The organism is Polaromonas sp. JS666, from assembly GCF_000013865.1.
Taxonomy (GTDB): Bacteria; Pseudomonadota; Gammaproteobacteria; order Burkholderiales; family Burkholderiaceae_C; genus Polaromonas.
The window spans coordinates 5047489-5064919 of the sequence record NC_007948.1; the positions used below are offsets into that span (position 1 = coordinate 5047489).

21 protein-coding genes are annotated in these 17431 nt (G+C 63.9%); 10 read left to right on the forward strand and 11 right to left on the reverse strand.

The genetic code is table 11. From position 1 onward, the window contains the following. Positions 1 to 69 precede the first annotated feature (69 nt). Positions 70 to 951, forward strand: coding sequence for a pirin family protein (locus BPRO_RS23815; protein ID WP_011485624.1), 882 nt, complete (start codon positions 70 to 72; stop codon positions 949 to 951). Positions 952 to 1090: 139 nt separating this feature from the next. Then, positions 1091 to 1717: an isochorismate family cysteine hydrolase YcaC gene (ycaC, locus tag BPRO_RS23820; RefSeq protein ID WP_011485625.1), complete on the forward strand. Its 627-nt coding sequence runs from the start codon at positions 1091 to 1093 to the stop codon at positions 1715 to 1717. Positions 1718 to 1832: 115 nt separating this feature from the next. Here ycaC and BPRO_RS23825 read toward each other — a convergent pair whose 3' ends face one another. The 6 genes from BPRO_RS23825 to BPRO_RS23850 form a co-directional block, all read right to left on the reverse strand. Continuing rightward, positions 1833 to 2408, reverse strand: a complete 576-nt coding sequence (locus BPRO_RS23825) for a PIN domain-containing protein (RefSeq protein ID WP_011485626.1) — start codon at positions 2406 to 2408, stop codon at positions 1833 to 1835. Then, on the reverse strand, positions 2409 to 2885 hold the full coding sequence (locus tag BPRO_RS23830; RefSeq protein WP_011485627.1) for a helix-turn-helix domain-containing protein: 477 nt from the start codon (positions 2883 to 2885) through the stop codon (positions 2409 to 2411). Between the two features lie 195 nt (positions 2886 to 3080). Further along, positions 3081 to 3440 carry a hypothetical protein gene (locus BPRO_RS23835; RefSeq protein ID WP_011485628.1) on the reverse strand — a complete coding sequence of 120 codons (360 nt, stop codon included), beginning with the start codon at positions 3438 to 3440 and terminating at the stop codon, positions 3081 to 3083. Positions 3441 to 3540: 100 nt separating this feature from the next. Continuing rightward, positions 3541 to 4449, reverse strand: coding sequence for an SDR family oxidoreductase (locus tag BPRO_RS23840; protein WP_011485629.1), 909 nt, complete (start codon positions 4447 to 4449; stop codon positions 3541 to 3543). Positions 4450 to 4506: 57 nt separating this feature from the next. Continuing rightward, a complete protein-coding gene (locus tag BPRO_RS23845; RefSeq protein WP_011485630.1) occupies positions 4507 to 5016 on the reverse strand; it encodes a DUF1097 domain-containing protein in 510 nt (169 codons plus the stop codon). Positions 5017 to 5181: 165 nt separating this feature from the next. After that, positions 5182 to 5946 carry a glucose 1-dehydrogenase gene (locus tag BPRO_RS23850; RefSeq protein WP_011485631.1) on the reverse strand — a complete coding sequence of 255 codons (765 nt, stop codon included), beginning with the start codon at positions 5944 to 5946 and terminating at the stop codon, positions 5182 to 5184. A gap of 323 nt (positions 5947 to 6269) precedes the next feature. Between BPRO_RS23850 and BPRO_RS23855 the strand changes: the two genes are divergently transcribed. Then, positions 6270 to 7166, forward strand: a complete 897-nt coding sequence (locus tag BPRO_RS23855; RefSeq protein WP_011485632.1) for a LysR family transcriptional regulator — start codon at positions 6270 to 6272, stop codon at positions 7164 to 7166. A 181-nt stretch (positions 7167 to 7347) separates the two neighbouring features. Here BPRO_RS23855 and BPRO_RS23860 read toward each other — a convergent pair whose 3' ends face one another. After that, positions 7348 to 8007 (reverse strand): TetR/AcrR family transcriptional regulator, encoded by a 660-nt coding sequence (locus BPRO_RS23860; RefSeq protein WP_011485633.1) that lies wholly within the window; start codon positions 8005 to 8007, stop codon positions 7348 to 7350. 136 nt (positions 8008 to 8143) lie between these two features. Between BPRO_RS23860 and BPRO_RS23865 the strand changes: the two genes are divergently transcribed. From BPRO_RS23865 to BPRO_RS23895, 7 genes are all read left to right on the forward strand, one after another. Further along, positions 8144 to 8617, forward strand: a complete 474-nt coding sequence (locus BPRO_RS23865) for a VOC family protein (protein WP_011485634.1) — start codon at positions 8144 to 8146, stop codon at positions 8615 to 8617. Positions 8618 to 8670: 53 nt separating this feature from the next. Beyond that, positions 8671 to 9063 carry a hypothetical protein gene (locus BPRO_RS23870; protein ID WP_011485635.1) on the forward strand — a complete coding sequence of 131 codons (393 nt, stop codon included), beginning with the start codon at positions 8671 to 8673 and terminating at the stop codon, positions 9061 to 9063. Positions 9064 to 9423: 360 nt separating this feature from the next. Further along, complete coding sequence (locus BPRO_RS23875) at positions 9424 to 9843, forward strand: VOC family protein (RefSeq protein WP_011485636.1); 420 nt, start codon at positions 9424 to 9426, stop codon at positions 9841 to 9843. 80 nt (positions 9844 to 9923) lie between these two features. Then, positions 9924 to 10544 (forward strand): glutathione S-transferase family protein, encoded by a 621-nt coding sequence (locus tag BPRO_RS23880; protein ID WP_011485637.1) that lies wholly within the window; start codon positions 9924 to 9926, stop codon positions 10542 to 10544. A gap of 40 nt (positions 10545 to 10584) precedes the next feature. Continuing rightward, on the forward strand, positions 10585 to 11070 hold the full coding sequence (locus BPRO_RS23885; protein WP_041389053.1) for a DUF1579 domain-containing protein: 486 nt from the start codon (positions 10585 to 10587) through the stop codon (positions 11068 to 11070). Between the two features lie 111 nt (positions 11071 to 11181). Next, on the forward strand, positions 11182 to 12273 hold the full coding sequence (locus tag BPRO_RS23890) for a pirin family protein (protein ID WP_011485639.1): 1092 nt from the start codon (positions 11182 to 11184) through the stop codon (positions 12271 to 12273). A gap of 467 nt (positions 12274 to 12740) precedes the next feature. Continuing rightward, positions 12741 to 13211, forward strand: a complete 471-nt coding sequence (locus tag BPRO_RS23895; protein WP_011485640.1) for a DM13 domain-containing protein — start codon at positions 12741 to 12743, stop codon at positions 13209 to 13211. A gap of 220 nt (positions 13212 to 13431) precedes the next feature. On the opposite strand, the gene BPRO_RS23900 is transcribed toward BPRO_RS23895, so the two are convergent. From BPRO_RS23900 to BPRO_RS23915, 4 genes are read right to left on the reverse strand one after another with little or no spacing between them, the layout of a single operon-like run. Continuing rightward, a complete protein-coding gene (locus tag BPRO_RS23900; RefSeq protein WP_011485641.1) occupies positions 13432 to 14229 on the reverse strand; it encodes an ABC transporter ATP-binding protein in 798 nt (265 codons plus the stop codon). Next, entirely contained in the window at positions 14226 to 15215 is a 990-nt protein-coding gene (locus BPRO_RS23905; protein ID WP_011485642.1) for a FecCD family ABC transporter permease, read from the reverse strand. The genes BPRO_RS23900 and BPRO_RS23905 overlap by 4 nt, the downstream gene beginning before the upstream one ends. Then, a complete protein-coding gene (locus BPRO_RS23910; protein ID WP_011485643.1) occupies positions 15212 to 16183 on the reverse strand; it encodes a FecCD family ABC transporter permease in 972 nt (323 codons plus the stop codon). Before BPRO_RS23910 ends, BPRO_RS23905 begins: the two co-directional genes overlap by 4 nt. Then, on the reverse strand, positions 16180 to 17097 hold the full coding sequence (locus tag BPRO_RS23915) for an ABC transporter substrate-binding protein (RefSeq protein WP_011485644.1): 918 nt from the start codon (positions 17095 to 17097) through the stop codon (positions 16180 to 16182). The genes BPRO_RS23910 and BPRO_RS23915 overlap by 4 nt, the downstream gene beginning before the upstream one ends. Positions 17098 to 17431 lie beyond the last annotated feature (334 nt).

Below are 17431 nucleotides of genomic sequence, written 5' to 3' on the forward strand. Positions count from 1 at the left end.
ATTCATCGTTCCGGAACTATCTTTCGTGCATGGCAGTTTTTTCTGCAGTCACTTTTTTAGGAGCAGGTCATGAAGAAGGTTCTGGGTATTTACAGCAGCCCCCGCCCGCACTGGGTGGGCAATGGTTTTCCGGTGCGTTCGCTCTTCAGCTACGACACGCTGGGCCAGCATGTGAGCCCGTTTTTGTTGCTCGACTACGCCGGTCCGGCGGAGTTCAAGCCCGCCAGCACGCCCGGCGAGCGGCGCGGTGTGGGCACGCACCCGCACCGGGGTTTTGAAACGGTGACCATCGTTTACAAAGGCGAGGTCGCGCACCAGGACTCCACCGGCAGCGGCGGCGTGATCGGCCCGGGTGATGTGCAGTGGATGACGGCGGCCTCGGGCATCCTGCATGAGGAATTTCATTCGCCCGCATTCACGCAGCAGGGCGGCACGCTGGAGATGGTGCAGCTGTGGGTCAACCTGCCCGCCAAAGACAAGATGGCCGCGCCGCGCTACCAGGGCATCGTGGATGAGCAGATCCCGTCAGTGGCCCTGCCCGATGCTGCGGGCAGCGTGCGTGTCATCGCCGGGCGTTACGAAGGCGCACAGGGACCCGCCCAGACCTTCACGCCCATCAATGTGTGGGATGTCCGGCTGGGAAGGGACCAGCAAGCCGAACTGACTTTGCCCCCAGGCCACACCGCCGCCGTGGTGGTGTTGCACGGCACGGTGCTGGTCAACGGCGAGGTGGTGCGCGAAGCGCAGATGGCGCTGCTGGAGCGCGAGGGCGATGGCTTGAGCCTGGAGGCGAACAGCGACGCCGTGCTGCTGGTGCTGAGCGGCGAGCCGATCAACGAGCCCATCGTGGGCCATGGCCCCTTCGTCATGAACACGCAGGCCGAAATCACCACCGCCATCAACGACTTCAACGCCGGCCGCTTCGGGCGGATCAGCCAGACGGCGCACTGAGCAAGCGGATCCGGCCCTGCGATGGGCCGGGCCACAGCCCCGCCTGCGGGCGGGTTTCCCCCGGGCATCTCGCCCATCGCCCAGCCGGGCTTTGTCACTTTGTCAATCAACCCTTGTTTATCACTTCAGGAGAATAGCCATGTCAAATCCATACCGTCGTCTCGACAAAAACCAGGCCGCCGTGCTGCTGGTCGATCACCAGGCCGGCCTGCTGTCGCTGGTGCGCGACATCGAGCCCGACAAGTTCAAGAACAACGTGCTGGCGGTGGCCGACATCGCCAGGTACTTCAAGCTGCCGACCGTGCTGACCACCAGCTTCGAGGACGGCCCCAACGGCCCCCTGGTGCCCGAGCTGAAGCAGACGCTGCCCGATGCGGCCTTCATTCCGCGGCCGGGCCAGATCAATGCGTGGGACAACGAAGACTTCGTGAAGGCGGTCAAGGCGACCGGTCGCAAGCAGCTCATCATCGCCGGCGTGGTAACCGAAGTCTGCGTGGCCTTCCCCGCGCTGTCGGCACTGGCCGAAGGCTTTGAAGTGTTCGTGGTGACCGATGCGTCGGGCACGTTCAACGAAGTCACTCGCCACTCGGCCTGGAACCGGATGTCGGAAGCCGGCGCACAGCTGATGACCTGGTTTGGCCTGGCCTGTGAGCTGCACCGCGACTGGCGCAACGATGTGGAAGGCCTGGGCACCCTGTTTGCCAACCACATTCCCGATTACCGCAACCTGATGACCAGCTACAGCGCTGTCAAGGCTCCACGGTAGAGCCCACCGCCAGGACCGCCAATGCGCGGGCCTCGGTAGTCTTTTCTAAACCATATTTTTGGCATGGGCAGGCAGAGCGACGGTGCGCTTGCCGCAACCAGCAAGGCCTGCTCCATCAGATCAAGGTCAAGGCCTCACGCAGCAAGTCGGCGGTGAGGGGCAAGCCACGTTTCTCGAACGCCGCAATCAACTCTTCTGCGGGCCGTACAGGATTCGTCCATCGGCTGCGCATTTTTTTGATGGCGCTTAGCGCAGATATCTTTTGCAACTGCAACTGATTCATCACGAACTCATCCGGGTGCTGCACTTCAATACCATAGGGCTGCAGAACGGCTTCAGGAAAGTCCTTGGTGTTGAACGTGACGATTGCGTCTGCATGGCCAACGATAGCGGCAGCAACCACATGCCGGTCGTCGGCGTCTGGCAATTCGATATTGTTTGCAAGCTGCTCGTAATTGGTCACCAGGCAGTCGGGAACGCTGGCATTCATCAACGCGATCACTGCCGGCAGCTTGGCGGCCAGGTCGGGACGATCTTTTGCGAGATTACGGGTCCACTCGTCGTGAATCGTGACACTCCATCGCGCGTGATACAGGCGCTCCACGGCCAGGCTCAGAAGCGTGTCACGAAGCAACTGGGGATAGAGAACATTGGCGTCGAGTATGGCCGTGTACCGCGATGAGCCCGCCAATTAAAACTCCAGCCCCAGATCTTCGGACAGTTTGGTAAGGGCTTGAAGCGCCTGTTCCGATTTCTGTTGCTGCTCAAGCTGGTAGCGACGCAGCTCTTCGAATTCAATGCGGCGGTGACGGTTGACCTTGCGGCACTTCAACCGATTCGCTTCGATCTCCTTGATGACGAAGGGACGCGACACGTTCAAAAAATTGGCCGCTTCCTGCGTCGTGAGTTCGTGTTTTTGGGGGACCAGCAACATCGGTTCGCGCTTTGCCATCTGGCGCAACACATCGGCAAAGAACTGCAGCGCGCGCGGCGGCAGTTTCAAAACAGGCGTCTCGTGCCTATGGTCGCCGTCCGGAGGCAGTTCGAGAATCACTTCGATCTGATCGGCCTTCGAGTGATCCAAGGCCGTGACAAGGCATTGATGAGCGACCGCCGCCATCTCAGCTTCGGCCTCGCTGGCCGGGTCAAGAACTTCTTGATCTCTCATGGGAATTTCCTTCGCGCAGTTGACTTTGCGGCTTGGAATTGATAGTAGCACTTATTCGAATTAAACGAAATATTCGAAATAAACGAATCCTGCTTGCAAATAAGGTCTTACACAGACTCGGCCAGGCTCGTGGCCAGCAAGCTTGCAGCCTGGAGACAAGTCCAAGCCACAGCAGGGCATCACTTGCCGTGTCTCTTAACGCTGCGCTGGATACGTCACCTGCCCATCAACCGCGGCGAACATGATGAAAGCACCCGCAAGCGCAACATTTTTGAAAAAATGCAGCAGCTGGTTGCGCTGGTCCTGCGGGATGGCGCTCCAGAAGGCGTGCGCCAGGAAGGCGTCCACCACCAGGAAGAGCGCCGCCGCCAGCGCCAGCCAGCGGACCTGCCATCCGAACATCAATGCCAGGCCGGCCGAGACCTCGACGGCGCCAATGGCGGCCTGGACATGGTTGCGTTGCCGCAGCGAATCGATGAGGTGGGCCGCACCGGGCCCGACGAAGGCCAGGGCCAGCAAGACCCGGCCGAGGATGAGGGTTGAGAGGGTGTTCATGGTGAGCTCGCCGTTGGGTTGATTTATTGCATTGCTGGGTTGTGGGGCAAGGCTAGCGGGCGGCAGCCCATGCCGCCGCCCCGAGGCCGAAGCGGATGGCTCAGGCCTGCTGCGCTTCCCGCAGCACGGTGGGCTTCAGCATGTCGGCGATCCCGATGCGGTGCGCAAACTCCTCGCGCACGCGTTCCGCCACCTCGGTCACGGCAGCGGCGCCGTCGTCGATGAAATCGATCACCGAGCGGAAGGGCCGGGTGCCGTGCGGCAGGCCCACGATGCGGGCGATCTCGTCGGCCACGGCTTGCGGGTCGGCATTGTCGGGCGTCAGCGCTGACAGCCGTTCGCCCACCTGGTCCATCACGCCGTCGTACCGCGCATAGGCGCCGGCCGTGGCGGCGTCGGCGGGTTTGCCGGCGTTGGGGAAGTGCGCCGTGCCGCGGGTGAAAGCGCCGGGGACGACGATGGAGGTCTCGATGCCGAAGCGGGCCAGCTCATAGGACATGGTGACCGCCATCGAATCCATGGCGGCCTTGGCGGCCGCATAAGGGCCGAGGAAGGGCGGAAAGCCGCCGCGCACCGTGGTGCTGCTGACCCACAGGACGAGGCCGGCTTCCTTCTGCCGCATGCCCGGCAACACGGCGCGGTTGACGCGCTGGCTGCCGAGGAAGTTGGTGTCCATGACCTTGATGATTTCTTCCGGCGTGAAGGCCTCGGTGGGGCCGACGACCAGGTGGCCGGCGTTGTGCACCACGACGTCGAGGCGGCCCTGCTCAGCCAGGATGTGGGCCACGGCGGCATCGGCCGAGGCCTGTGACAGCACGTCGAGTTCGACGGCGCGCAGGTCATGGCCGTTGGCAAAGCTCCAGTCGCGCAGCTCCCGCACCTTGGGTGCGTTGCGGCCTTCGGTGTCGCGCATGCTGGCATAGACCGTGTGGCCGGCCCGGGCCAGTGCGCGGGAGGTGAGGTGGCCAATGCCGGTGGAGGCGCCGGTGACGAGGATGACGGATTTCATGATGAGGATCTTTCTGAAAATTTACGTGATTGAAGTGATTGAAGTGATTGGAGGGAATCAGGCTGCACGGGTCATGCGGTGTTGCAGCGCATGGGCAATCCAGGCCGCCAGAGAGCCCAGAGCAACCGCGCTTGCCAGCTCCGCAAAGGCCGCCGGTGACGGTTGCAGGTGCGAGGCAAAGAAGGCAATCAGGCCAAGGAAGTAGCACAGGATGTTGTTGAACACCGGCGCGGCGCGCAGCGAGACGACCACCACCGCCACCGCGAACACCACCAGTGGCAAGGCCAGCGCACCCAGCGCGGGGCCCAATGCGCCCAGCCCCAGCGCAGCGGCCATGCCGAAGCCCAGGCCGAGCGCAACGCATAGGGCATTGACCGCGCCGTCCCGCGCACTGATGCCGCGCGTAAAAAACGCGACCCAGCCGATGAACATGGCCCAGACCGGCAGCGCCAGCATGGCGGTGAGCCCGGCAGCCAGTGCTGCCGTCACGGCCGCGGCGACGGTCAGCATCAGGAACAGCGCAGGCGACGGCGCGCGGCGCGCAGTGGAGGTAGAGGTAGATGTCATTGATAAGTCCTTGGTTGCGAGTGCTTGGTGTCGAGCGGTGACGAGAGGGCGTGAAGATTTCGTAGCGAGCGGGCCGAGGTCGGGTCGAGCACCGCAGCCGTACTCACGTACGGCGAGGAGCACAGGCCCGAGATCGGTCCGCGCAGTAGAAAGATTCATGTCCTCTCAGACCACGCCACCGTTGGCGCGCAGTGTCTGGCCGTTGACCCACCCGGCGTCTTCGCTGACCAGGAAAGCGACGGCGCTGGCGATGTCTTCGGGCGTGCCGAGGCGCTCGAGCGGCGCCATTTTGGACATGCGCTCAATCGTTTCGGGCGTCTTGCCGTCCAGGAAAAGCGCGGTGGCGGTGGGGCCGGGTGCGATGGCGTTGACGCGGATGTTCTTGCCGCGCAGCTCCTTGGCCATGATGTTGGTGAAGGTTTCCACCGCGCTCTTGGTGGCGCCGTACACCGCATAGCCGGGCAGCGCCAGGCCGATCACGCTGGTCGAGAAGTTAACGATGCGCCCGCCGTGCTGCAGGCGGGCGCCGGCTTCGCGCAGGGTGTTGAAGGTGCCCTTGACGTTGACAGCGAAGAGACGGTCAAAGGTGTCGTCGTCGGTGTCGGCCAGCTGCGGCAGGGTGGGCGGCATGATGCCGGCGTTGTTGATGAGCACGTCGACGCGGCCGAAGGCCTGGATGGTTTCGTCAAACAGGGCTTTGACGGCGGCGGAACTTGACACGTCGGCCTGCACGGCGACGGCTTGGCCGCCGGCGGACGTGATGGATTGCACCACGGCCTGGGCTTCGTCTGCCTTGCCGGCGTAGTTGACGACGACGGCGTAGCCTTCTTTGGCCAGGCGCTGGGCGATGGCAGCGCCGATGCCGCGCGAAGCGCCGGTGACGATGGCGGTTTGGGTGGCTTGGGTAACCTGATTTGCTGAAGCGGTCATTTGGAACTCCTGAGATTGATAAAGATTGGTTGGCTCTGATCGCCCGAGGCGCCTGGTGTGTTGTGCGCTTTTGGTGAGTCAGTGAAGGTATTGTTCTATTCAATCCACATGCGATAAATACCGTAAACTTGCCATCACTGTTCAATAAATACCAACAATTCGATGAACAAAATGATCGACAGAGCGCGCTCAGCCAACAGCCACCGGGAAGACCCGACATGCAAGCAGGGGCCGCGGAACCGGCTTCGCCGGGCCGCAGGCGCAGCGGCCCCCTCGGGGGGCAGGGCGCTACACGCAGTGAGCAACCGTGGGGGCGCTAGCTAGTGGACCGGTTTCATTCCATGCAGCTCTTCACCCGCATCGTGGAGCTGGGCAGTTTCACCAAGGCGGCCGACGACCTGCAGCTGCCGCGCGCCACGGTGACGCATGCGGTGCAGCAACTCGAAAAGCGCCTGGGCGCGCGGCTCTTGCATCGCACCACACGCCATGTGAGCCCCACGCAGGACGGCGCGGCTTACTACGAACGCTGCCTGCGCCTCCTGACCGATCTGGAAGAGGCCGAGTCGGCTTTCGTCAACGTGGGCAGCAAGCCCCGGGGCAAGCTGCGCGTGGACCTGCACGGCACGCTGGCCAAGCATTTTTTGCTGCCGGTCATTGGGCAATTCTTTGAGCGCTACCCGGACATCGAACTCGAAATCGGCATGGGCGACCGGCTGGTGGATCTGGTGCGCGAGGGCGTGGACTGCGTGCTGCGCGTGGGCGAGCTGACGGAGTCCAGCATGGTGGGGCGCCGCGTGGCTTTACTGGAGCAGGTCACCTGCGCCAGCCGCGAGTACCTGGCCCGGCACGGCACGCCCGACACGGTGGAGGCGCTGCGCGGGCACCGCGCCGTCAACTTCCTCTCGACCCGCACCGGCAAACCTTTGCCCTTTGACTTCCTCGTGGAGGGTGCTGAGCGCCAGCTGCAGCTCAAGGGCTCGGTGGCGGTGACCGACGCCGACGCTTATGCGGCCTGCTGCGCCGCGCACCTGGGCCTGATCCAGGTGCCGCGCTATCACGTGGCGGCGCGGCTGAAAGAAGGCACGCTGGTGGAGGTGCTGCCGGCCTTCAGGCCCGCGCCCATGCCGGTGTCGGTGCTGTACCCGCACTCGCGCCAGCTGTCGCCGCGCGTGCGGGTGTTTGTGGACTGGGTGGCGGATGTGATGGGGCGGGCGGGTTGACGGAGCGGCGACTTTGCCGGCGGCCCCAAACGCTCGGTGCGCGAGGCCAACCGGCGCGTGTATGCCGCGGCCTATGCGCAGGAAGGCGGCCTGCGCGCGAGTAAGAGGATCAGTGGGATCGGTAAGGGGAGAAAGACTTCTGCGCGGGCACTTGCTTGCGCCTCGCGTCGCTGGAGTCCCCTTACAAACCTTTTTCCACCATGTCCAGCAGGCGCTGGCCGATTTGCTGCATTTGCGGGCCGATGACGGGCCCTAGCGGGCCGTCAATGACCAGCATGGCCAGGCCGTGCACCGCCGACCACGCCAGGAACTCGGCGCCGGGGCGGCGTTCCGGAGGCAGCACGCCGGCGTCCACCAGTTTGTCGAGCGCGGCGCCCAGCAGCTCGAACGGGTCCAGGCCGCTCTGCCCGGACCGCTCGGCATCGGCAGGGCGGCCCTGGGCTCTTTCCTTCAGGTCGTCGGATGCGGCAAAGGCCGTGCGAAAGAGGCCTGTTTCGGCCTGCGCAAACCGCAGGTAGCCCGTGCCCACCGCGCGCACATTGGCGCGGGCGAATTCGGCCGGCGGCAAATCCTGCGGCAGCGCGGCCAGCTCGGCTTCCATCGCTCGGGCCACGGCCGCCAGCGCAGCCGAACGCACGGCCCGGAGCAAGGCCTGCCGGCTGTCGAAATGCCGGTAGGCGGCGTTGGGCGCCACCCCGGCGCGCCGCGTGGCTTCGCGCAGCACCACGGCCTCGGGCCCGCCCGCGCGCGCCAGCGCCACACCCGCCTCCAGCAGCGCGCGCCGCAGGTCGCCGTGGCGGTAGGTACTGCGTGCCGCAGGGGGCTTGGACGCGGTTGTCATGGCTTGTTACGCATTTATGTGGACAGCGTCCATTATCTTTGCTATTCTTTTGTGTACGGTGTACACAATACTTCCGTTTTACCCGCCACGCAACCCACGGCCAGCCCGAAAAACCAGGACACCAAGGAGCAGACCCATGCAGAAAATCACCCCCTTCCTGTGGTTTAACGACCAGGCCGAGGAAGCCATGAATTTCTATGTCTCCCTCTTCAGGAACTCGAAGATCACCATGCTGAGGCGCTATGGCGAGGAGGGCCCAGGGCCGAAGGGAACGGTGATGACCGGCACCTTCCAGCTCGAAGGGCAGGAGTTCATGGCGCTCAACGGTGGCCCGCACTTCAGTTTCACGCCGGCCATCTCGCTGTTCGTGAACTGCCAGACGCAGGAAGAAGTCGACGAGTTGTGGGACAAATTCTCCGAAGGCGGCGTGACCAACCAGTGCGGCTGGCTGCAAGACAAATACGGCGTGTCGTGGCAGATCATTCCCACCGCCCTGGGCGAGTTGTTGGGCGACAAGAACCCCGCCAAGGCGGGCGCCGTGATGAAAGCCATGCTGCAGATGCGCAAGATTGACATCAAACGCCTGCAGCAGGCCTATGAGCAGGCTTAAAGCAGTGAGCAGTCCGGATTCGTTAAAGCCGGGGCTCTTCAAAGGGAATTGACATGGGCGTCTTCGAATTACTCAAGTGGCAGTGGAGCGGGTACTCAAGGTACCACCGCTCGCGCGCAAACCTGCTTCTTCATATCGCCGTCGTACCACTGTTCCTGGCGGGCAATGCCGGGCTTGTTGCCTCGCTCGCTGAACGCTCATGGTTCTGGGGTCTGACTTCGCTTGCCGCAATGGTTGTCTCCGTTGCGCTCCAGGGTCGGGGGCATCGCCAGGAAGAAAATCCACCCGAACCATTCACAAGCGCTGCGAACGCGGTCTGTCGCATCTTCCTTGAGCAGTGGATCACCTTCCCACGGTTCGTTGTTTCCGGAGGCTGGCTTCGGGCATGGCGTCAGGGGTCGCCGGAGCGCACCGAACCCGGTGACTTCAAGAAGCTGAAAGGTTGAAAAGTGCGCCTTCGAAACGCGAACCCTGACCCCACTACGGTTCAGTCAAGCCCCTGCCCCTGGTTTGTCATCCCGGACCCCGGATCAAGTCCGGGGCAGGCCCGATCCGGGATCCATGGATTGCGGGTCAGGCCCGCAATGACAAGTCAAGGTTTTGATCATTCCGATTCAGGGTGAATAACTTGACTGAACCGTATTGACCCTAACCCTCAAAAAACTCAGAAGGGAGAACCCATGCCCATTTTCACCGAGCAGGCCGGCAAGACCGGGCTAACCGTTCGCCTGCGTTTCGCAACAGCCGCCAAGGTCACCCACTCACCACTAACCACTAACCACTAACCACTGACAAAGGAGATAGCCATGCTAGTCCAACCCTACCTGTTTTTTAACGGCCGCTGCGAAGAGGCGCTGGCGTTCTACCGCTCGGCGCTGGGCGCCGACGTGAAGATGATGATGCGCTTCAAGGAAAGCCCCGAGCCGCCCACCGCCGAGTGCGCCTCCATTCCCGGCGACAGCATCATGCACGCCAGCTTCCGGATTGGCGACACGGAGCTGATGGCTTCTGACGGCATGGCCGCGGGTCCGCTGGAGTTCAAAGGCTTTTCGCTGTCGCTCACGGCGCCGACGGACGCCGAGGCGCAGCGCCTGTTCAAGGCCCTGAGTGAAGGCGGGAAGGTACAGATGCCGCTCACCAAGACCTTTTACGCCTCGTCTTTCGGCATGGTGGCCGACCGCTTCGGCGTGTCGTGGATGGTGATCAAGCCTCTCCCCATGCCCTGACGTGGGCAGTACCGCATGCCACTGCTGATCATCTGCGGTTCAAAGGGTCGACGGGGTTAACGGGGTCAAAGGAGCCAGCCTTGAAGCTTTATTTTTCCGACACGCTGAACCCGCGCAAAGCCTGCGCCGTCGCGAAGCACCTGGCGCTGCCGGTGGAATTCATCTACGTCGAGCTGGGCAAGGGCGCACACATGACGCCGGTGTTCCGCGCGATGAACCCCAATGTCAAGGTACCCGTGCTGGTGGATGGCGGCATGACGCTGTGGGAGTCGAACGCGATCATGTGCCACCTGGCGGACAGGGCCGGCTCGGACCTGTGGCCGCGCGACGCGCGCCAGATCGAGGTGATGCGCTGGCTGATGTGGGACGCGACCGAGTTCGCGCCGCAGGCCTCCACGTTTTATTTCGAGTACATCATCAAGCCGCGTTTCAGCATGGGCGAGCCCGATCCGGTGGAAATCAGCAAGGCCACCGAGGGCTTCATGCGCTACGCCGCTGTGCTGGAAGGCCATCTGCGCGGGCGCAGCTACCTGGTGGGCGAGGCCTTGAGCGTGGCCGACTTTGCGGTGGCGATCACACTGCCCTACGCGCAGAAGGCCAGGCTGCCGCTGGAAGGGTTTCCGGAAATCCGGCGCTGGCACGCGCGCCTCAATGAACTGGAGGCCTGGCGCGAGCCTTTCCCTACCCTGCAGGCGGCGTAATTCACGGCGTAGTTCAACTTCAATCATCAAGGAGAGTTTGATGAAAACAGAACCGCAAAAGGAACACCAGTGGCTACAGCAGCTGCGGGGCGACTGGACTTATGAGGCCGAGATGCAGATGGGCCCGGATCAGCCGCCGACGAAAAGCAGGGGCCAGGAAAGCGTGCGCACCCTCGGCGGCCTGTGGCTGCTGTGCGATGGCAGCGGCACCATGCCGGGCCTTGAAGGAATCGGCACCACGTTGATGACGCTGGGCTACGACACGCAAAAGCAGGCGTTCGTCGGCAGCTGGGTCGGCTCGATGATGGCCAACATGTGGATCTACCGGGGCCAGCTCGACCCTGCGCAAAAAGTGCTGACGCTAGACACCGAGGGGCCGAGCTTTGCCGGCGACGGCAAGCTGGCCAGGTACCAGGACGTGATCACCCTCAAAAACAGCCAGGAGCGCGAGCTGAGCTCCCAGGTGCTGCAAGGCGACGGGACATGGAAGCGCTTCATGACGGCGAGATACCGGCGCGTGAAGTAGCGCCTGGAGACCGGGTAGCGCAGGAGTCCGGCAGGCGGCGGCGAGGAGCGGTTGAAAGACGGCGGAGCCGCCTTAGCTGTATTCTTTGCATTCCAGACTGAAAGGCCGCTCATGTCCAGTCCCATCCTCCAGCTCAAGCCCCTCGGTTTTCCGTGGGAAACCATAGACCCTTTCCTCTTCTGCGCCTACCACGACGACGCCTACCCCGAGGCGAATGCGCAGATGGGCCCGGCCAGCTCGCTGGCGGGCCGCGACATCGGGCAGGACTTCAGCCGCAAGGACGGCTGGAGCATGTACCACGGCAGCACGGTGCCGGGCTTCCCGCCGCATCCGCACCGCGGCTTTGAAACCGTGACCATCGTGCGCAAGGGCCTGATTGACCATTCCGATTCGCTGGGTGCCACGGCGCGCTTCGGCCAGGGCGACGTGCAGTGGCTCACGGCCGGCCGGGGCGTGGTGCATTCCGAGATGTTCCCGCTGCTCAATCAGGACAGCCCCAACCCGCTGGAGCTGTTCCAGATCTGGCTGAACCTGCCGGCGCGCAGCAAGATGTCGGACCCGCACTTCACCATGTTCTGGTCGCAGGACATTCCGCGCCTGACCGCCACCGATGCCGGAGGCCATCGCACCGAAGTGGCCGTGGTCGCCGGGCGGCTGGGCCAGGAGGGCAGCGCCGCGGCTGCACCGCTGGAGCCGCCGCCCGACTCATGGGCCGCGCAGGCCGACGCCGACGTGGCGATCTGGACGATTCGCGTGGCGCCCGGCGGGCACTGGACGCTGCCCGCCGCCACCGGACAGGGCACGCGGCGCAGCCTGTATTTCTTCAAGGGCGCGCGGGTGTCCGTGGCCGGGCAGCCCATGGCCGACCATGCGGCGCTCGAATTGCGCGCGGCCGATCCCGTCGAGCTGGTCAACGGCGGCAGCGAGGCTGCCGAGTTTTTGCTGCTGCAGGGCAAGCCCATCGGCGAGCCGGTGGCGCAGTACGGCCCGTTTGTGATGAACACGCAGGCCGAGATTGCGCAAACCCTGGACGACTACCGGCGCACGCAGTTCGGCGGCTGGTCGTTTGCCGACGACGCGCCGGTGCATGGCCGCGACCCGGCGCGCTTTGCGAACCACCCGGGCGGACGCGAAGAACGGCCAACGAGCGGTGACGATCACGCTGCAGCCCCTGCCGCAGACGACGACGTCGACGTCGAGTAACCCTGGAAACGGCAGTTGGATGCGTCCGAGTGCGCCGTGATCGGCGTGGCAGGCAAGGCGTGACAACGCAGTGGGCTTGTGCCCACAAGGCGGAGCAACGCCGCATGGCGCGTCGAGCACGGTGCAATCGGACGCATAGCGCTGTTACCCAGAAGGTGAACGCAATCGAAGAGGGGAAAGTCAATGGGCATGTGGCTTTCCTGAAGTTTGCGAGCGGTCAACTGCTGTTTCCAGGGTAAAACACCCACGGAATCTCGGCGCATTGCCAGCGCGGGTAGTTGAACCCTACACTACCCAAGCAACCGTCATGGCGGCAGTTCAGTTCCACCAGGTTTACCTGCCGCAAAGGGAGGTCTCATGGTCTTCGCGCGCCTTTCGCACGCCCTTGGTACGCTGTCTCCGGCAGACAAGCGCCGGTCATTCAGCGACGCACATTCACACGCGCCAGCGCACGTTTTGGCCATGTCATGAAGAAAACCCTGCTGCTCATCGCATCCTATGCCGTGGCGGTTGCCGCGGGCTTCGCTCTTGGCATCTACGCGTTGCCCATCCTCACGGCGCCACCGGCACCCACCGCCGCCGAGATCGCCTCCCAGACAAGCCTGGCCAGGTATACGGGCCAGTTTCGCCGGGACCTCAAGGACAGCGACCCGCTTCACTGGGGCGAAGGTACGGTCTCGGTCAGCCCGCAAAGCATTGCCCTGTCGGGAAAGCTTGCGCCGGGGCCGGACTACAAGCTGTATCTGTCGCCCGAGTTCGTCGAAACAGAGGCGGACTTTGCGCGCCTGAAGGCACGCATGACGCGCGTCGGGGACGTCAAGACCTTCGAGAACTTCGTGGTTCGGGTCCCGGAGTCGGTCGACATCTCACGCTACAACACGGTGATCGTCTGGTGTGAGTCTTTCAGCCAGTTCATCACGGCCGCGAGGTATCGCTAGGTGCCTGTTTCTGCGGGTTTTTACACGAATCCCTGCCGACCCTCGGCACCGCTGCGCGCGGCGCGGGGTTTGTACCGCTGAGTTTCGAGCTGGGTGAGGCGTTCCAGTTCGACTGGAGCTGCGAGTAGCCGGAGGTATTCACAGGCAAAATCGTGGCGTCATGCCGGGTATCACTGCGCCACGAAAGAGCTGCGGCTCGATCACGCAGTCAAAGTCCGGTTTAGCAGCCCTTGAGACCGCCTGTAAGCGGCGTGACCCGTGGCCTGGCGCTGACGGGATCGGTGTCGACATGGCAGGCCAAGCCGAAAATCGCCTGCATCATCGCAGCGGTCATCACCCGTTGTGGTGGTCCCTGGTCATAAATACGCCCATCAGGGCTCAGTGCCACCATCACGTCCGCATAACGGGCGGCTTGGTTGAGATCGTGCAGCACCGCCACGAGTGTTCGCCCCTGCCGCCGCAATCCGGCCAACAGCTCCATCAGCTCGTGCTGGTGGTTGATGTCCAGGAAGGTTGTTGGTTCGTCCAGTAACACGATGGGTGTTTCCTGCGCAAGCACCATCGCCAGCCACGCGCGTTGACGCTGACCGCCGGATAACTGATGCAGCGGACGCTCGGCCAATTCCGTCACACCCGTGTGCGCCATCGCCTGCGCCACAGCCGATCGGTCTTTGTGGTCAGCGCGTCCCCACCACGACTGATAGGGCGCGCGCCCGTAGTGCACCAGCTCTTCTACGGTGAGTCCCTCCGGCGATTCCGCCCCCTGCGGCAACAGCGCAATCTGTCGCGACACCGTCCGGGGGGAGATGTCCGTCAGGTCGTGCCCGTCCAGCAGTACCTTGCCTTGCCTTGGCACCAGCAGCCGCAGCAGGGTCTTGAGCAGCGTGGACTTGCCGCAGCCGTTGGGGCCTACGATCGCGGTAAAAGTACCATCTGCGATTGCCAGAGTGACGTCGTCGAGTACGCGCCGCGGGCCGTAATCCAGTGTCAGGCGCTCGACACATAGCCTTGCTTTCATATCACCCTCCGGTAGCGCGACAACAGATAAAGGAAATACGGCGCGCCAAGAAGCGCCGTCATGATGCCCGCCGGCACCTCCAGTGGCGACAGCAGGCCGCGGCCCAGCGTATCGGCCACCAGGAGCAGCAAGCCACCAAGCAACGCTGACAACGGCAATAGCCGGCGGTGATCGGCACCGACCAGCAAGCGCGCCAGGTGCGGTGCCAGCAGCCCGATGAAAGCTACGGTGCCAGCAACGGCCACCGCGCCGCTGGCCAGCAGCACCGCCAGCAGCAGGGCCTGCTTGCGGGTATTGTTGACGGACACGCCCAGCGCCTGTGCTGCTGCGTCGCCCAGCGCCAGCAGATTGAGGCGTTGGGCGAGCAACAGCGCCGCCGGCACCAGCGGGACCAGCGGCAATGCCAGCATCAGATGGTCCCAATTGCGCCCCCACAGCGAGCCACGAAGCCAAATCACCGCCAGGGCTACCCGGTCTGCCCGGGCGCTGGCCAGGTAGTCGATCCCCGCTGCGAACAGTTGCGTCACCGCGACGCCAACCAGCACCAAGTGCATTGGGCTGACACCGCCGCGCCAGGCCAGCCGGTACACCAGCAGCGCTGCGGCCAGGCCACCGGCGAACGCCGACAGCGGCAGGGTCCACAGTGGCATGTCGCCGAGCACCAGCACCACGAAGGCTGCGGCCAGGCCGGCACCGCTGGTGACGCCGATCACGTCCGGCGCAGCCAGCGGATTGCGTGTCACCCCTTGCACCAGTGCGCCGGAGACGGCCAGCGCGGCGCCGACCGGCCATGCCAGCAGGGCGCGCGGCAATCGCAGTTGCAGCACCAGATGGCTGTAGGGACTGGTGTTGGACCAGGCGGCATGCCAGGTGTCTTGCAGTGTCAGCGGGACCGCGCCGACAGCCAGCGATAGCAGCGTCAGCAACAGCACGCCCGGCAACACGGCAGCCATCAGCAGCGGGGCATAGGTGGATGTTCCTCTCATCGCCGCTGCTTCCAGGTCAGGTAGAGAAAAAACGGAGCGCCGATCAGGGCGGTAACGATGCCAACCGGCGACTCGAAGGGGTAGCTGACCAGGCGAGACAGCGCATCGGAAAGCAGCATCAGCACACCGCCCAGCAGACCGGCCAGTGGCAGCACCAGTCGGTAGTCCTGCCGCCCAAGCAATGCGCGCGCCGTATGCGGCACGATCAGGCAGACGAACGGAATGGCGCCCACATAGGTGACGATAGCGCCGGCGACCACCACGACCAGCAGCGCGCACAGTACGCGCACAGTGGGAGTCTTCAGGCCCAAGGCATGAGCGGCTTCATCGCCCAATTGCAGCAAGTTGAGCGGGTGAGCGAGCAACAGCGCGCCCAGGGTGGCACAGAGAACCCACGGCCATAGCCCGGCTACATCTTGCCAGGTCATGCCATCCACCGAGCCGGCCATGAAAGCGACGATACTGACGCCCAGCTCGTCGTTGAGCATCACCGCGCCGTCAGTCATCGCCGCAAGCAGCGACGACAACGCCACACCGGACAGCACCAGTCGCACCCCACTGGCTCGGCCGCGGTGCAGGCCGGAAAGTAACATCACCAGTGCACCGGACAGCGTTGCACCGGCGCAGGCCATCGCCAGAGTCGGCAATTGCCAGCGCTGCAGCACGCCCAGCGACAGCGCAACGAACAGTCCCGCGCCCTGGTTGATGCCCAGCACGTGGGGGGAAGCCAGCGCGTTGCGGGTCACGGCCTGGAGCAGACTGCCCGCCATCCCCAGCCCCACGCCCACCAATGCGCAGACCAACATACGGGGCAGGCGGACGTCGCGCACGATCAGCGCCGACATGTCGTCGCCCTGCCACAGCCCAGACAGCATCAGGGGGTGCTCGGAAAACGCCAGCAGCGACAACCAGGCCGCCAGCAACAGCGCCATCAGCGTCAGCAAATAGACCCGCAGCGCGCGCGTCATTGCCGCAGCAGGCCATGCAGCTGCGCCGTCATCAGTTCGGCGGAAATCAGGCCGCGCGAGCGCGCCCACACATTGCCGTCCACCCAGTACACACGCTTATTCTGTACCGCCTTCAGCCCTCGCCACAGCGGACTTTTCGCCCAGTTGTCGATCTGGGCTGGCTGGCTGTAGCGCCCGAGCAGCAGGATGTCTGGGTTGGTCGCCAACAATTGCTCCAACCCTGTTTTGACGTAAGGCTCGGACCCCATCCGATTGCGACCGCGCTTCAGTGGTGTGTCGAAACCGAGTCGCTTGAGCACTCCGGCGGCATAAGTCGCCTCGGTGTGCAGCCAACTGCCTTTGTCGCTGGAGACGCCAAACACCGCAGTGAGCTTCTGATCGTTCTCTATTGAGCGGGCGTACTTGTCCATCACCTCCGCGTGGCGCCGCAGCCGTTGCCGCATCTGCTCCTCCTTGCCCAGCGCTCGCGCCACCACCTGCAGTGTCTCCAGGTCCTCCTGGTAGGTGGAAGAACGAACGTCGACGATCAATGTCGGAGCAATGGCCTGCAACTCGCTGTACACCGCCTGGTGCAGCCGCTGGTCTGCGATGATGAGGTCGGGCTTGAGCGCGGCAATCGCCTCCAGGCTTGGCTGGTAGCGACTGCCAACCGAGGCATAGCCCTTCACTGCGTCGCGTAGCGGCCCAATGATGCGTTCGGGCTGACGGTCGTCAGCGATACCGATCGGCGCCATGCCGACCGCCACCAAGGCGTCGACGAAGGAAAACTCCAGCGCCACCACGCGCTTGGGCGGCTGCGGCAAGACCAGCTCGCCCTGGGCGTGCCGGATGCGTATCTCGGCGCGGACAGGCGTCAGCCACGCGCTCGCCAGCGTCAGCGCCGGCAGCAGAATTCGTATGCAACGTGCGTTCATTTAATCGTTCTCGTTCAAATTCAGACTTGCGTCCCGCCGTGTTCAGGTGACCGATTTCTGCCCTCGGTGGTTCGCCTCGACGCGCGGACTGGATCAGACGCGCATGAGTCGGGTGCGGTGTACCTCGTTGGTCTTTCCCGTTCCGCGCTCGGGCGCCAAGCCGACCTGTCCTGTCCTAGTGTGGTGTTGCACGCTATCTGGCACATAAAAATGCGTCTTTTCGGCCATGGCGGCGTTGCAAATCCGCGCGATACCTACGGGTATCGCTGTGGTTTGCGCCTTGCCCTGATCCAAAATCCATCATTTTTATTTGTGCCATCAAGCATGCAACACC